This window comes from Enterobacter sp. SGAir0187, from assembly GCF_002952735.2.
GTDB classification, from domain to species: Bacteria; Pseudomonadota; Gammaproteobacteria; order Enterobacterales; family Enterobacteriaceae; genus Enterobacter; species Enterobacter quasiroggenkampii.
Genome location: NZ_CP025034.2, coordinates 3,108,642 through 3,123,685, shown reverse-complemented (window position 1 = coordinate 3,123,685; position 15,044 = coordinate 3,108,642). Strand labels below are relative to the sequence as shown.

Annotated in this window: 13 protein-coding genes; 8 read left to right on the top strand and 5 right to left on the bottom strand. The window is 55.7% G+C overall.

All coding sequences use genetic code 11. The features are described from left to right. Positions 1-37: 37 nt before the first annotated feature. The 5 genes from rpoN (at position 38) to npr (ending at position 3,524) form a co-directional block, all read left to right on the top strand. A complete protein-coding gene (gene rpoN, locus CWR52_RS15000) occupies positions 38-1,471 on the top strand; it encodes an RNA polymerase factor sigma-54 (RefSeq protein ID WP_104950015.1) in 1,434 nt (477 codons plus the stop codon). 22 nt (positions 1,472-1,493) lie between these two features. Continuing rightward, the gene (gene hpf / locus CWR52_RS14995; RefSeq protein WP_013098943.1) at positions 1,494-1,781 is read left to right on the top strand and encodes a ribosome hibernation promoting factor; all 288 of its coding nucleotides are present in this window, start codon (positions 1,494-1,496) and stop codon (positions 1,779-1,781) included. Positions 1,782-1,863: 82 nt separating this feature from the next. Then, positions 1,864-2,355 (top strand): PTS IIA-like nitrogen regulatory protein PtsN, encoded by a 492-nt coding sequence (ptsN, locus tag CWR52_RS14990; protein WP_008501443.1) that lies wholly within the window; start codon positions 1,864-1,866, stop codon positions 2,353-2,355. A gap of 45 nt (positions 2,356-2,400) precedes the next feature. Further along, positions 2,401-3,255 carry an RNase adapter RapZ gene (gene rapZ / locus CWR52_RS14985; protein ID WP_014885397.1) on the top strand — a complete coding sequence of 285 codons (855 nt, stop codon included), beginning with the start codon at positions 2,401-2,403 and terminating at the stop codon, positions 3,253-3,255. After that, positions 3,252-3,524 carry a PTS phosphocarrier protein NPr gene (npr, locus tag CWR52_RS14980; protein ID WP_003861872.1) on the top strand — a complete coding sequence of 91 codons (273 nt, stop codon included), beginning with the start codon at positions 3,252-3,254 and terminating at the stop codon, positions 3,522-3,524. Before rapZ ends, npr begins: the two co-directional genes overlap by 4 nt. A 41-nt stretch (positions 3,525-3,565) precedes the next feature. Here the strand turns inward: npr and mtgA are convergent, their stop codons facing one another. The 5 genes from mtgA to lptF form a co-directional block, all read right to left on the bottom strand. After that, complete coding sequence (mtgA, locus tag CWR52_RS14975; RefSeq protein ID WP_104950014.1) at positions 3,566-4,291, bottom strand: monofunctional biosynthetic peptidoglycan transglycosylase; 726 nt, start codon at positions 4,289-4,291, stop codon at positions 3,566-3,568. After that, positions 4,288-4,941 carry an isoprenoid biosynthesis glyoxalase ElbB gene (gene elbB / locus CWR52_RS14970; protein WP_104950927.1) on the bottom strand — a complete coding sequence of 218 codons (654 nt, stop codon included), beginning with the start codon at positions 4,939-4,941 and terminating at the stop codon, positions 4,288-4,290. Before elbB ends, mtgA begins: the two co-directional genes overlap by 4 nt. A 232-nt stretch (positions 4,942-5,173) precedes the next feature. Next, the gene (gene arcB / locus CWR52_RS14965; protein WP_048225127.1) at positions 5,174-7,507 is read right to left on the bottom strand and encodes an aerobic respiration two-component sensor histidine kinase ArcB; all 2,334 of its coding nucleotides are present in this window, start codon (positions 7,505-7,507) and stop codon (positions 5,174-5,176) included. 135 nt (positions 7,508-7,642) lie between these two features. Continuing rightward, complete coding sequence (lptG, locus tag CWR52_RS14960) at positions 7,643-8,725, bottom strand: LPS export ABC transporter permease LptG (protein WP_008501437.1); 1,083 nt, start codon at positions 8,723-8,725, stop codon at positions 7,643-7,645. Further along, positions 8,725-9,825, bottom strand: coding sequence for an LPS export ABC transporter permease LptF (gene lptF, locus CWR52_RS14955; protein ID WP_021242268.1), 1,101 nt, complete (start codon positions 9,823-9,825; stop codon positions 8,725-8,727). The genes lptG and lptF overlap by 1 nt, the downstream gene beginning before the upstream one ends. Positions 9,826-10,091: 266 nt before the next feature. Between lptF and pepA the strand changes: the two genes are divergently transcribed. The 3 genes from pepA to CWR52_RS14935 all read left to right on the top strand — a co-directional run bounded on the left by pepA (position 10,092) and on the right by CWR52_RS14935 (position 15,021). Beyond that, positions 10,092-11,603, top strand: coding sequence for a leucyl aminopeptidase (gene pepA, locus CWR52_RS14945; protein ID WP_024906344.1), 1,512 nt, complete (start codon positions 10,092-10,094; stop codon positions 11,601-11,603). Positions 11,604-11,722: 119 nt separating this feature from the next. Further along, on the top strand, positions 11,723-12,166 hold the full coding sequence (gene holC / locus CWR52_RS14940; RefSeq protein ID WP_008502815.1) for a DNA polymerase III subunit chi: 444 nt from the start codon (positions 11,723-11,725) through the stop codon (positions 12,164-12,166). Further along, positions 12,166-15,021, top strand: a complete 2,856-nt coding sequence (locus CWR52_RS14935) for a valine--tRNA ligase (protein ID WP_104950013.1) — start codon at positions 12,166-12,168, stop codon at positions 15,019-15,021. Before holC ends, CWR52_RS14935 begins: the two co-directional genes overlap by 1 nt. The last annotated feature ends 23 nt before the right edge of the window (positions 15,022-15,044 follow it).

Below are 15,044 nucleotides of genomic sequence, written 5' to 3'. Positions count from 1 at the left end.
GTAACGTAACGCCGAACCGGAGAAAAATGCTCTGAACATGAAGCAAGGTTTGCAATTAAGGCTCAGCCAACAACTGGCGATGACGCCGCAGCTACAGCAGGCAATTCGCCTGCTGCAACTGTCCACGTTAGAACTTCAGCAGGAGCTCCAGCAGGCGCTGGACAGCAACCCCCTGCTGGAACAAACCGATCTTCATGACGAGGTAGATACCCAGCAATCGCAGGATACAGAAGCGCTCGACACCGCGGATGCACTCGAACAAAAAGAGATGCCGGACGAGCTTCCGCTGGATGCCAGCTGGGATGAAATCTACACCGCCGGAACCCCTTCCGGTACGCGTGCAGACTACCAGGATGATGAGCTACCGGTCTACCAGGGCGAAACCACCCAGTCACTGCAGGATTACCTGATGTGGCAGGTGGAACTTACTCCCTTCTCCGATACCGACCGCGCGATTGCCACCTCAATTGTCGATGCCGTTGACGACACTGGCTATTTGACCGTCACGCTGGACGATATTCTGGAAAGCATGGGCGATGACGAGATAGAGCTTGAGGAAGTTGAAGCCGTTCTGAAGCGCATCCAGCGTTTCGATCCGGTAGGCGTGGCCGCAAAAGATCTGCGCGACTGCCTGCTGATCCAGCTTTCTCAGTTCAGCAAAGAGACGCCGTGGCTCGACGAGGCGCGCGTAATCATCAGCGATCATCTGGATCTGCTGGCGAACCACGATTTCCGCTCCCTGATGCGCGTCACGCGCCTGAAGGAAGAGGTGCTGAAAGAAGCGGTGAATCTGATCCAGTCGCTCGATCCGCGCCCGGGACAGTCGATCCAGACCAGCGAGCCCGAGTACGTCATCCCGGATGTGCTGGTCAGAAAACATAATGGCCGCTGGGTCGTTGAACTGAACTCTGACAGCATCCCTCGCCTGCAAATCAACCAGCAGTATGCCTCCATGTGCACCAGCGTGCGTAACGACTCCGACAATCAATATATTCGTAGCAATTTGCAGGAAGCGCGATGGCTGATCAAAAGTCTGGAGAGCCGAAATGATACGCTGCTACGCGTCAGCCGCTGTATTGTCGAACAGCAACAGGCGTTCTTTGAGCAGGGCGAAGAGTATATGAAACCGATGGTGCTGGCGGATATCGCCCAGGCCGTCGAGATGCATGAATCAACCATTTCCCGTGTCACCACGCAGAAGTATCTGCACAGTCCACGCGGTATTTTTGAGCTTAAGTATTTCTTCTCCAGCCATGTGAATACCGAGGGCGGCGGCGAAGCGTCGTCCACGGCCATTCGTGCCCTGGTGAAGAAGTTGATCGCCGCGGAGAACCCCGCGAAGCCGCTAAGCGACAGTAAGTTAACCACCATGCTGTCCGATCAGGGTATTATGGTGGCACGTCGTACTGTTGCGAAGTATCGAGAGTCTTTATCCATTCCGCCGTCCAACCAGCGTAAACAGCTGGTCTGACATAACCGATAAGGAAGACACTATGCAGCTCAACATCACTGGACAAAACGTCGAAATTACTGAGGCTTTACGCGACTTTGTGAACACGAAGTTTGCAAAACTCGAGCAGTATTTCGAAAGGATCAATCAGGTCTATATTGTGTTGAAAGTGGAGAAAGTGACTCATATCTCGGATGCCACCCTGCATGTTAACGGGGGTGAACTGCATGCCAGTGCGGAAGGGCAAGACATGTACGCTGCTATCGACGGCTTGATTGATAAGCTTGCGCGACAGCTCAATAAACATAAAGATAAACTGAAACAACACTAATTGTCCGGGCAGTTAACGGGTGCAGGACGGCCTGTTGTGAAACACAACAGGCCATTTGTACAGTTAGCGCTTAGGTGAAATTATGATGAACAACGATTCCGCTCTTCAACTGAGCAATGTCCTTAACCAGGAATGTACCCGCAGTGCGGTTCACTGCCAGAGCAAAAAACGTGCGCTGGAGATCATCAGTGAACTGGCCGCAAAACAGCTGGGCCTGCCGCCGCAGGTGGTGTTCGAAGCGATTCTGACCCGTGAAAAGATGGGCAGTACCGGTATCGGCAACGGCATCGCGATCCCGCATGGCAAACTGGAAGAGGATACCCTGCGTGCCGTCGGCGTGTTTGTGCAGCTTGAAACACCGATCGCCTTCGATGCCATTGATAACCAGCCCGTCGATCTCCTCTTCGCGCTGCTGGTGCCTGCTGACCAGACGAAAACCCATCTGCATACGCTGTCGCTGGTCGCCAAGCGTCTGGCTGACAAAACCATTTGCCGTCGACTGCGCTCGGCTCAAAGTGATGAAGAGCTCTATCAAATTATCACTGAAGCAGAAGGCAATCAGGATGATGCATAACCAGGAGATGGCCTTCACATCTGTTGTCCTGAGGAGAAACGGAACATGGTGCTGATGATTGTCAGTGGCCGTTCAGGGTCGGGGAAATCCGTTGCTCTGCGCGCGCTGGAAGACATGGGTTTTTACTGCGTCGATAACCTGCCGGTCGTGTTGTTGCCCGACCTGGCCCGTACGCTGGCGGAGAGACAAACCTCGGCCGCCGTCAGTATCGACGTTCGTAACATGCCGGAATCGCCAGAGATCTTCGAACAGGCCATGAGTAACCTGCCCGACGCATTCTCGCCGCAGCTGCTGTTCCTTGATGCAGACCGTAATACCCTGATCCGCCGCTACAGCGATACCCGTCGTTTGCACCCGCTTTCCAGTAAGAACCTCTCTCTGGAGAGTGCTATCGATGAAGAGAGCGATCTGCTGGAGCCGCTGCGTTCTCGTGCCGACCTGATTGTCGACACCTCTGAGATGTCCGTTCACGAGCTGGCAGAAATGCTGCGTACCCGGTTGTTGGGTAAACGCGAGCGCGAACTGACGATGGTGTTCGAATCCTTTGGCTTCAAGCACGGTATCCCGATCGATGCGGATTATGTTTTCGACGTGCGCTTCCTGCCGAACCCGCACTGGGATCCGAAACTGCGTCCCATGACCGGTCTGGATAAACCCGTTGCGGCCTTCCTCGACAGGCACACAGAAGTTCACAATTTTATCTACCAGACGCGAAGCTACCTTGAGCTATGGTTACCTATGCTGGAGACAAACAATCGTAGCTACCTGACGGTAGCGATTGGCTGTACCGGCGGTAAACATCGTTCGGTTTATATCGCCGAACAGCTGGCCGACTATTTCCGCTCGCGCGGGAAGAACGTTCAGTCCCGTCATCGCACGCTGGAAAAACGTAAAACATGACCGTAAAACAGACCGTTGAGATCACCAATAAGCTGGGCATGCATGCGCGCCCGGCGATGAAGCTGTTTGAGCTGATGCAGGGTTTCGATGCAGAAGTTCTGCTGCGGAATGACGAAGGTACCGAAGCGGAAGCGAACAGCGTGATCGCGCTGCTGATGCTGGATTCCGCCAAAGGGCGTCAGATTGAAGTCGAAGCCACCGGCCCTCAGGAAGAGGAAGCGCTGGCGGCGGTGATTGCGCTGTTTAACGCGGGGTTCGACGAAGATTAAGGTCTCTCCCCTTCAGGCGGGTGGCGCTGCGCTTACCCGCCCTACATAAGTTTGTTGCTCTCCATAAACCCTTCTCCTCCCAACTGACGCATCTGGCGCATAATCCACGCCTGACGGCTTCGCACGTACCCTGACGGGGCACTGGCTTTAAAACGGATGGGATTAGGCAGAACAGCCGCGAGCAGCGCCGCCTCAGACATGCTCAGCTTGCTGGCGGGTTTATTAAAATAGCGTTGTGATGCAGCTTCGACACCAAATACCCCATCGCCAAACTCGGCAACGTTGAGATACACGGTCAGAATGCGCTTTTTGCTCCAGACCGTTTCCATGCCCAGGGTTAATACCGCTTCCAGCCCCTTTCGCACCCAGCTGCGGCCGTCCCACAGAAACAGATTTTTGGCCGTCTGCTGCGACAACGTTGACGCGCCGCGCACGCGGTTTTCATGACGTTCGTTATGCGCCAGCGCCTTCTCAATCGCGGCCACATCGAATCCCCAGTGCTCCGGGAATTTCTGATCCTCCGCTGCGATGACCGCCAGCCCCATGAACGGCGAGATCTCGTCCATGCTTACCCAGTCAGAATGGGCGACATAGCCGAAATCACCGCTGAGCCACGCACCGAGCTGACGCTCAACCATCACGGCGGAGAACGGGACCGGCATAATGCTAAACAGGGCGAGTCCACCGCCCCAAAACACCGCCAGCACCAGAACGATGCGCAATAAAGTACGTTTTACCCACGCACCTGCGCCGGATTGACGACTCATTCAGCCAGCACCAGCACGCGGGCGACCAGCTTTTCGATTCCCGTGGCCGCTTCTGCAATATTCTGCGCCAGCATATAGGCCGGCGTGGTGACAATTTTATTATCTTCATCAACCACAATGTCATCCACCGGGCACGGAACGTGTTCGCCCCCCATATCCTCGACGATCTCTGCGGTATCAATATCCGTCCCGATGGTCAGGCGCAGCGGGAAATCAAAAATCTTAGGCAACATCGCCGGTGCGATGCAGATAAAGCCCAGCGGTTTTCCTGCCGCATGCATAGCCTGTGACAGCGCTTTCAGATGAGGATCGATCTGACACTCCGCGCCCTGCGCAGCAAAAGTACTGAGATTTTTGGCCGCGCCAAACCCACCCGGCACAATGAGCGCATCAAGCTCTGTAGGGTCTGCCTGAATAAGAGGATGGATATCACCTCGCGCAATACGCGCGGCTTCAATCAGTACATTACGGGTTTCCGCCATCGGCTCACCGGTCAGATGGTTAATCACATCCGCCTGATTTTTGTCGGGCGCAAAACAAATCACCTCTGCTCCCTGCTTAGCCAGGGCCAACAGCGTGATGACGGCTTCGTGTATCTCAGAACCATCGTAAACACCACATCCGCTGAGCACGACACCAATCTTTTTCATCATGACAATCCTTTTCTGCAACTTGCTGAAGCACATTAATAATTTTGATTAAAACGCTATGCTTCACACATTTCACTGATTCATGTAACAAACCATTTAAGATTTGCTATCTTATCTGCGTGCGGCCTAAATTTTTCAGGCAGCGCCTTTTCGAAAATAACGTTTAAAAACAGGCGCAGCCACGATTTCCCTGGTGTTGGCGCAGTATTCGCGCACCCCGGTTAATCCGGGGTCATTTTTTTCTGGCGTCAACCCAGGCTTTAAGCACCGCAACATCGTTTTGCCACTCTTGCTTCATCTCTTCAACCCAATCACCCACGTTATCTTCCCATGCAGGTAAATCAGGCGACTGAATCTGTTGCCCCAGCTGCTGCAGGTGGCGTAAGCCAACCGAGCCGGCTGCACCTTTGATTTTATGTCCTTCTTCCACGATCCCCTTCTGGTCACGGGCCGTCAGGTTGGATTCCAGCACGCTCAGATAGCCCGGCATCATTTTTTCGAACACGGCCAGACCGTCGGTAATCAGTTTCGGCCCCACCAGATCGATATACTGCTCCAGCATCGCGGTATCGAGTATCGTTTGGGCTTTTGCGCTATCAACAGACGTCATGGTGCTCTCCTCTTCATCATGGGTATCCCAGAACTTTTTGATCATAGCGGTCAGAGCAGGCACCGCCAGCGGCTTGCTGAGTACATCGTCCATACCGGCATCGAGATACTCTTTTTTATCTTTCAGCACGTTTGCCGTCAGGGCAACCAGCGGCGGCAGTTCGTCGGCCGCGTACTGACGCGTCAGCTCGCGCGAGATATCCAGCCCGGTCATATCCGGTAATTGAATATCCAGCAGAACAAGATCGTATTCGCCGGGTTTAAACATCTCCAGCGCGGCTTTGCCGGTCATCGCGACATCCACGCTGTTGCCCAGTTTTTCCAGCACCGAGCGCGCCACGATCACGTTCAGCTCAATATCTTCCACCAGCAGGACGTGCAGGGCTGGCAGCGGCATATCGTCATTTTCAAAGGTATCTTCTACCTCTTCCGCCACCGCTGGCGCATGGACCGTCAGCGTGAAGGTTGACCCTTTACCCGGCTGGCTGGCTACGGTGATATCACCGCCCATGCTCTTCGCCAGACGTTTAGAGACCGCCAGGCCAATGCCTGTTCCGGTCGCCGGTTTCCCGCCGTTGCTGTCTTTCACCTGGTAGTACATGGCAAAGATCTTGTCCTGCTCCTCCTGCGGAATACCAATTCCGGAGTCCTCTACCTCGAAGTGCAGCATGTCGCCTTCGTCATAGCGGATACGCACCGCCACCTGTCCCTTCTGGGTGAATTTCACCGCGTTGCTGATCAGGTTCCACAGGATCTGGCGCAGCCGCGTGCCGTCAGTCACCACTTTATGCGGCAGCGGCAGGGTGGGCTCCATAACAAAGCTCAGTCCCTTCTGCTGCGCCTGCAGGCCGGACAGGTTTTCCAGATCGGCAAGGAAGCTGGTGAAATCAACCGGCTGGTTATCAAGCTGAACTTTACGGCGCTCCATCTTATCCATATCAATAATATCATTGAAGATATTACCCAGCGTGACCGCTGAGACATGGATAGTCTTGAGGTATTTTTCCTGCTCTGCAGTCAGGTCGGTATCCAGCAGAATACGGCTCAACCCGACGATGCCGTTGAGCGGCGTACGCAGCTCGTGGCTGATGGTGGAGATAAAGGTGGTCTTGTCGCGGCTGGCACGCTCAAGGGCATCCTGGTAGCGCTTACGCTCGGTAATGTCGCGGCCAAAGCCCATCAGGCCGTGGCGTTTGCCCACGCGGTCATAGTAGGGCACCTTACGGATCTCAAAGCAGGCTTTGCGTCCGTCCGGGTAATCCAGCCACTGTTCATAGGTCAGCGAGACGTTATGACGGAAGACTTTTTCGTCGGTCTCCATGACCTTGGCCGCCGCCTCTTCAGAGTAAACGTCCTGCGGCTTCAGGTGAATCAGCTGCTTCTCGCTTTTCCCGGTGAGCAACTCCATCGCCCGGTTACAGCCGGAAAACTCTTTATCTTCATTGCGGTAAAACACCAGGTCCGGCGACGCATCGAGGAACGACCGCAGGAAGGAGGATTGCTGCTCAAGCTGGATCTGCGTGACCTCGCGCTCTTTCATTTCGATTTTCAGCTGCTCCAGGGTGGCCTGACGCTCGGCCTCCGCCTTCTCACGATCTGAAATTTCCTGATTCAGCTGCGCAATGTTGTCTTTGAGCTGGACGTTGAGCTTCAGGTCGCGCTCGCGCATCTCTTCCAGTTTATCGACCAGCTTAGATAAACGCTGACGGGACTCTTCCAGCTGTTCAACCACTACGGAAAGGAAATAGACCGCCCAGGGCGTAATAAGCAAGCCAAAGAAGATGGAGCGGATGACGTCGATACTCTCGACCTGACCATGCAGAACCATGGTAACCGCCATTTGCACGACAATGGCCAGAACGACCAGCGCCAGCGCAAGCAGCATGGAAAAACGCACCAGCCCAAGCTTCATCATCAGGTCGACGTAATACTGGGCAAGCATTCGAATTTGCTTCATAGAGGATCCCTTCACGACGTTATCGCTCAATAATACTCAAATTCGCGGCGGGACGTTGAAGCTTGTGAGAAAAAGTGCGGGGTGAAACAGGAGATTAGCCTCGCTCCCGGGCAACCGGAAGCGAGGAGAGGTCAATCAGGAGCGTTTCAACAACAGCCAGAGACTGATCAGGAGGAAGCTGGCGCTTGGCAGCAGCGCACCGATAATCGGCGGAATGCCATAAACCAGCGTCAGCGGACCGAAGATCTGATCGAGCACGTAGAACACAAAGCCGAAGCTGATGCCGGTCACGACGCGAACCCCCATCGGCACGCTGCGCAACGGGCCGAAGATAAACGACAGCGCCATCAGCATCATTACCGCCACGGACATCGGCTGGAAGATTTTGCTCCACATGTTGAGCTGATAGCGTCCCGCATCCTGTCCGCTCGACTTCAGGTATTTCACATAGTTGTGCAAACCGCTGATGGAGAGCGCGTCAGGATCCAGCGCCACGACGCCGAGCTTATCGGGCGTCAGGTTGGTTTTCCACGTACCGGTTACCGTCTGAGAACCCGTAATCTGTTTCGGATCGGTCAGGTCAGATTCATCAACCTGGGACAACCGCCACTGCTTATGTTCGGCGTCAAACTTCGCCGAAGAGGCGTGGCGAACGGACTGCAGACGGCGCTGGTCATCAAAAGCATAGATGCTCACCCCGCCCAGTTCATCATTCCCCTTCACCCGTTCGATGTAGACGAAGTTTTTACCGTCTTTCGCCCATAAACCTTGCTGAGTCGAGAGCAGTGAGCCGCCGTACATCGCCTGAGCACGGTAGTTACGCGCCATCTGTTCGCCCTGCGGCGCGACCCACTCGCCAATCGCCATGGTCAACAGCACCAAGGGGATCGCGGTTTTCATTACCGACAGCGCGACCTGCATGCGGGTAAAACCCGAGGCCTGCATAACGACCAGCTCGCTGCGCTGCGCCAGCATCCCCAGCCCCAGCAGCGCCCCCAGCAGGGCCGCCATCGGGAAGAAGATCTGCACATCTTTCGGCACACTGAGCAGGGTATACATCCCCGCGCCCAGCGCGTCATAGCTCCCCTGCCCGGCTTTTTTCAGCTGATCGACAAATTTGATAATGCCGGAAAGCGACACCAGCATGAACAACGTCATCATGATGGTGGTAAAAATGGTTTTACCGATATAGCGATCAAGAACGCCAAACGCCTGCATTAGATGGCTCCTTTACGCGAGAATCGGGCACGTATGCGGCGCACAGGCACCGTATCCCACAGGTTTAACCCCAGCGCCAGTAAGATGTACAGGCTGTTGACGAACCATGTCCAGACCATAGGGTCCAGCTTACCCTTCGCGCCGTTAGAACGAATCGAGGTTTGCAGCAGGAAATAGATCAGGTAAAGCAGCATCGCCGGCAGCATAGAGAGCACGCGTCCCTGACGCGGGTTCACCACGCTCAGCGGAACGACAATCAGCGCCATCATAAACACAGTGAAGACGAGCGTAATACGCCAGTGGAACTCTGCGCGCGCTCGGTTGGTATCGGTATTCCAGAGGGTACGCATGTCCATTTGCTCGGTATCCGTTGGATCGAGCGCCACGGTCTGATGGCCGATAATGGCCTGATAGTTCTGGAAATCCGTAATGCGGAAGTCACGCAACATCGCGGTGCCTTCGAAACGGGTGCCTTTGTTCAGCGTCACGACCTGAGAACCATCTTTACGCTGAGCCAGCTGACCGGAATCTGCCACCACTACGGAAGGACGTGCGTTACCTTTAGGACGCAGCTGCGCCAGGAAGACATCGTTGAATTTGCTGCCGTCAACGCTCTCAATAAACAGCACGGAGTTGCCGTCGGTCGCCTGCTGGAACTGTCCCTGGGCTAACGCCGCCATGCCGGGGTTGGCTTTCGCTTCGGCCAGCACTTCGTCCTGATGGCGAGAAGACAGAGGACCCGCCCACATCACATTCACCGCCGCAACGATACCCGTGAACAGCGCCAGTATCATGGCCGCTTTCACCAGGACCGCTTTGCTCAGGCCGCAGGCATGCATCACCGTGATTTCACTCTCGGTGTAGAGTTTCCCGAGCGTCATGAGCAGGCCGAGGAAAAGACTTAGCGGCAGGATGAGCTGCGCCATTTCCGGGATCCCTAAACCAAGCAGGGAAAGCACCAGATTTGTTGGAATTTCGCCGTCAACGGCCGCACCGAGGATCTTAACCAGCTTCTGACAGAAAAAAATCAGCAGCAGGATAAAGAGGATCGCCAGTTGGCTTTTGAGCGTCTCCCGCACCAGATATCTTATGATTATCACTTTAAATACGCCCGTAAAAACCCGTCTCTTTGCAGGAATTTCGCTTGTTTCATGGCTTAAACGTCATTTATTCTCTTGAGTCGTCGAAATCATCGCTAAGATTAAAACATTTAGCGGATTCACGCTTCAGGACTTTTTCTGACGTGTCGAAACCGTAGTAACGTAAGATTAACACGAAGTCACCACAACAGCGGACATGAGTTACGAAAGGTTTCAATTCTATCCGTAGCAGCCGCCGTTGTCTTTAAGATTCAGGAGCGTAGTGCATGGAGTTCAGTGTAAAAAGCGGTAGCCCGGAGAAACAGCGGAGTGCCTGCATCGTTGTGGGCGTCTTTGAACCACGCCGACTCTCCCCGATCGCCGAGCAACTCGATAAAATCAGTGACGGCTATATTAGCGCCCTGCTGCGCCGTGGCGAACTGGAAGGCAAACCTGGGCAGACGCTGTTACTGCACCATGTTCCGAACGTACTCTCAGAGCGCATTCTGCTGATTGGCTGCGGCAAAGAACGCGAGCTGGATGAACGTCAGTATAAGCAGGTGATTCAGAAAACAATCAATACGCTGAATGATACCGGTTCAATGGAAGCCGTCTGCTTCCTGACCGAGCTGCACGTTAAAGGGCGTAACACCTACTGGAAAGTGCGTCAGGCGGTCGAAACGGCAAAAGAGAGCCTGTACAGCTTCGATCAGTTGAAGACCAATAAAAGCGAGCCGCGTCGTCCGCTGCGTAAAATGGTCTTCAACGTGCCAACCCGCCGCGAACTGACCAGCGGCGAACGCGCGATCCAGCACGGTCTGGCGATTGCTGCCGGCATTAAAGCGGCTAAAGATCTCGGCAACATGCCACCCAACATCTGTAACGCGGCGTACCTGGCCTCTCAGGCACGTCAGTTGGCCGACGCCTACAGCAAAAACGTCATTACCCGCGTCATCGGCGAACAGCAGATGAAAGAGCTGGGAATGCACTCTTACCTGGCAGTCGGTAACGGCTCGCAGAACGAATCCCTGATGTCCGTCATCGAGTACAAGGGCAACCCGGCCGAAGACGCGCGCCCTGTCGTGCTGGTCGGTAAAGGCCTGACCTTCGATTCCGGCGGTATCTCCATCAAGCCTGCCGAAGGCATGGACGAGATGAAGTATGACATGTGCGGCGCGGCGGCGGTTTACGGCGTCATGCGCATGGTCGCGGAACTTCAGTTGCCCATCAACGTGATCGGCGTTCTGGCGGGCTGCGAAAACATGCCTGGCGGTCGCGCTTATCGTCCGGGTGACGTCCTGACCACCATGTCCGGCCAGACCGTTGAAGTACTGAACACCGACGCCGAAGGCCGTCTGGTACTCTGCGATGTGCTGACCTACGTTGAGCGCTTCGAACCTGAAGCGGTCATTGACGTCGCCACGCTCACCGGCGCCTGTGTGATTGCGCTGGGCCACCACATCACCGGCCTGATGTCGAACCACAATCCACTGGCGCACGAGCTGATTGGTGCCTCGGAGCAGGCCGGTGACCGCGCATGGCGTCTGCCGCTGGGCGACGAATATCAGGAGCAGCTGGAGTCTAACTTCGCGGATATGGCGAACATCGGCGGACGTCCTGGCGGGGCGATCACCGCGGGCTGCTTCCTGGCGCGTTTCACCCGTAAGTACAACTGGGCGCACCTGGATATCGCGGGTACCGCATGGCGCTCCGGCAAGGCCAAAGGCGCAACCGGTCGTCCGGTAGCGCTGCTGTCGCAGTTCCTGCTCAATCGTGCGGGTTTTAACGGCGACGAATGATATAAAATGCAGGGTGGCGGCTTCGCCTTACCCGGCCTACAACGTCATTCAACCGTAGGCCGGGTAAGCGTAGCGCCACCCGGCTTTGCATTTGAATCCAAAACTAAGAAGCCCCATATATGAAGAATGCAACGTTCTACCTTCTGGACAACGACACCCATCAGGATGGCCTCAGCGCCGTCGAACAGCTGGTGTGTGAAATTGCCGCAGAACGTTGGCGCGCAGGCAAACGCGTGTTGATCGCCTGTGAAGATGAGCAGCAGGCCATTCGTCTCGATGAAGCGCTGTGGGCTCGCCCGCCGGAGAGTTTTGTTCCGCATAACCTGTCAGGCGAAGGGCCACGCGGCGGGGCACCGGTTGAAATTGCCTGGCCGCAAAAGCGCAACAGCAGCGCGCGCGACATTCTGATTAGCCTGCGGATAGATTTTGCAGATTTTGCCACCGCTTTCACAGAAGTGGTAGACTTTGTCCCTTACGAAGAATCTTTGAAACAACTGGCGCGCGAACGCTATAAAGCGTACCGCCTGGCTGGTTTTAACCTGAATACGGCAACCTGGAAATAATGGAAAAGACATATAACCCACGCGATATCGAACAGCCGCTTTACGAGCACTGGGAACAGCAGGGCTATTTCAAGCCTAACGGCGACGAAAGCAAAGAGTCCTTCTGCATCATGATCCCGCCGCCGAACGTCACCGGCAGTTTGCATATGGGTCATGCTTTCCAGCAGACCATCATGGACACCATGATCCGCTACCAGCGCATGCAGGGCAAAAACACCCTGTGGCAGGCGGGGACTGACCACGCGGGTATCGCGACCCAGATGGTGGTTGAGCGTAAAATTGCCGCTGAAGAAGGGAAAACCCGCCACGACTACGGTCGCGACGCGTTCATCGACAAAATCTGGCAGTGGAAAGCGGAATCCGGCGGCACGATTACCCGTCAGATGCGCCGCCTCGGCAACTCCGTGGACTGGGAGCGCGAGCGCTTCACCATGGATGAAGGCCTCTCCAACGCCGTGAAAGAAGTCTTCGTCCGTCTGTACAAAGAAGACCTGATTTACCGTGGCAAACGCCTGGTCAACTGGGATCCGAAACTGCGCACCGCAATTTCTGACCTGGAAGTGGAAAACCGCGAGTCCAAGGGCTCCATGTGGCATATCCGCTATCCGCTGGCCGACGGCGCAAAAACCGCCGACGGTAAAGATTACCTGGTGGTCGCGACCACCCGTCCGGAAACCCTGCTGGGCGATACCGGCGTGGCCGTTAACCCGGAAGATCCGCGTTATAAAGATCTGATTGGCAAATTCGTGGTGCTGCCGCTGGTAAACCGCCGTATTCCGATTGTGGGCGACGAACACGCCGACATGGAAAAAGGCACCGGCTGCGTGAAAATCACCCCGGCGCACGACTTCAACGACTATGAAGTGGGTCGTCGTCACGCCCTGCCGATGATCAACATTCTGACCTTCGACGGCGATATCCGCGAAAGCGCAGAAGTGTACGACACCAAAGGCAACGAATCCGACGTTTATTCCAGCGACATCCCGGCCGAGTTCCAGAAGCTGGAACGCTTTGCCGCGCGTAAAGCGATTGTGGCTGCCGTTGACGCACTGGGCCTGCTGGAAGAGATCAAGCCTCACGACCTGACCGTGCCGTACGGCGACCGTGGTGGCGTGGTTATCGAGCCAATGCTGACCGACCAGTGGTACGTACGTGCTGACGTGCTGGCGAAACCGGCAGTGGAAGCGGTTGAAAACGGCAGCATTCAGTTCGTACCGAAGCAGTACGAAAACATGTACTTCTCCTGGATGCGCGATATTCAGGACTGGTGTATCTCCCGTCAGCTGTGGTGGGGTCACCGTATCCCGGCATGGTACGACAACGACGGCAACGTTTACGTTGGCCGCAGCGAAGATGAAGTGCGCCAGGAAAACAACCTGAGCGCAGACGTAGCCCTGCGTCAGGACGAAGACGTGCTGGATACCTGGTTCTCCTCCGCGCTGTGGACCTTCTCCACCCTCGGCTGGCCAGAAAACACCGACGCGCTGCGTCAGTTCCACCCAACCAGCGTGATGGTGTCCGGCTTCGACATTATCTTCTTCTGGATTGCCCGCATGATCATGATGACCATGCACTTCATCAAAGACGAAGACGGCAAGCCGCAGGTTCCGTTCCATACCGTCTACATGACCGGTCTGATCCGCGACGACGAAGGCCAGAAGATGTCCAAATCCAAGGGTAACGTCATCGACCCGCTGGATATGGTTGATGGTATCTCTCTGGAAGAGCTGCTGGAAAAACGCACCGGCAACATGATGCAGCCGCAGCTGGCGGAGAAAATCCGCAAGCGCACCGAGAAGCAGTTCCCGAACGGGATTGAGGCTCACGGTACCGACGCCCTGCGTTTCACCCTGGCGGCGCTGGCCTCGACCGGTCGTGACATCAACTGGGACATGAAGCGTCTGGAAGGTTACCGTAACTTCTGTAACAAGCTGTGGAACGCCAGCCGCTTCGTGCTGATGAACACCGAAGATCAGGATTGCGGCTTCAATGGCGGCGAGATGACCCTCTCCCTGGCTGACCGCTGGATCCTGGCGGAATTCAACCAGACGGTGAAAGCGTTCCGCGAGGCGCTGGACAGCTACCGCTTCGACATCGCGGCGGGCATTCTGTATGAATTCACCTGGAACCAGTTCTGTGACTGGTATCTGGAGCTGGCGAAGCCGGTCATGAACGGCGGCACTGAGGCAGAGCTGCGCGGTACGCGCAACACGCTGATTACCGTTCTGGAAGGCCTGCTGCGCCTGGCGCACCCGGTTATTCCATTCATCACCGAGACCATCTGGCAGCGTGTGAAGGTGATTGCAGGCATCAACGCCGACACCATCATGCTGCAGCCGTTCCCGGCATTCGATGCGGAGAAAGTCGATGAAGCGGCGTCTGCGGATACCGAGTGGCTGAAGCAGGCGATCGTGGCGGTACGTAACATTCGTGCTGAAATGAACATCGCCCCGGGCAAACCGCTGGAGCTGCTGCTGCGCGGGTGCAGCGAAGCGGCCGTTCGTCGCGTCACCGAGAACAACACCTTCCTGAAAACCATGGCGCGTCTGGAAAGCATCACCGTGCTGCCTGCGGATGATAAAGGTCCGGTTTCCGTGACCAAAATCATCGACGGTGCCGAGCTGCTGATCCCGATGGCAGGTCTGATCGACAAAGACGCCGAGCTGGCTCGTCTGGCGAAAGAAGTGGCGAAAGTCGACGTGGAAATTGGCAAAATCGAAAGCAAACTGGCGAACGAAGGCTTTGTTGCCCGCGCGCCGGAAGCGGTCATCGCGAAAGAGCGTGAGCGTCTGGTTGCCTTCGCCGATGCGAAGACCAAGCTGATTGAGCAGCAGGCGGTTATCGCTGCCCTGTAATGCTTTTACCCCTTACGCTTCAG

Excerpts from the sequence above, each read along its gene's own strand:
- rpoN (WP_104950015.1), top strand. The coding sequence starts at position 38 with ATGAAGCAAGGTTTGCAATTAAGGCTCAGCCAACAACTGGCGATGACG.
- hpf (WP_013098943.1), top strand. The coding sequence starts at position 1,494 with ATGCAGCTCAACATCACTGGACAAAACGTCGAAATTACTGAGGCTTTA.
- ptsN (WP_008501443.1), top strand. The coding sequence starts at position 1,864 with ATGATGAACAACGATTCCGCTCTTCAACTGAGCAATGTCCTTAACCAG.
- rapZ (WP_014885397.1), top strand. The coding sequence starts at position 2,401 with ATGGTGCTGATGATTGTCAGTGGCCGTTCAGGGTCGGGGAAATCCGTT.
- npr (WP_003861872.1), top strand. The coding sequence starts at position 3,252 with ATGACCGTAAAACAGACCGTTGAGATCACCAATAAGCTGGGCATGCAT.
- mtgA (WP_104950014.1), bottom strand. The coding sequence starts at position 4,291 with ATGAGTCGTCAATCCGGCGCAGGTGCGTGGGTAAAACGTACTTTATTG.
- elbB (WP_104950927.1), bottom strand. The coding sequence starts at position 4,941 with ATGAAAAAGATTGGTGTCGTGCTCAGCGGATGTGGTGTTTACGATGGT.
- arcB (WP_048225127.1), bottom strand. The coding sequence starts at position 7,507 with ATGAAGCAAATTCGAATGCTTGCCCAGTATTACGTCGACCTGATGATG.
- lptG (WP_008501437.1), bottom strand. The coding sequence starts at position 8,725 with ATGCAGGCGTTTGGCGTTCTTGATCGCTATATCGGTAAAACCATTTTT.
- pepA (WP_024906344.1), top strand. The coding sequence starts at position 10,092 with ATGGAGTTCAGTGTAAAAAGCGGTAGCCCGGAGAAACAGCGGAGTGCC.
- holC (WP_008502815.1), top strand. The coding sequence starts at position 11,723 with ATGAAGAATGCAACGTTCTACCTTCTGGACAACGACACCCATCAGGAT.
- CWR52_RS14935 (WP_104950013.1), top strand. The coding sequence starts at position 12,166 with ATGGAAAAGACATATAACCCACGCGATATCGAACAGCCGCTTTACGAG.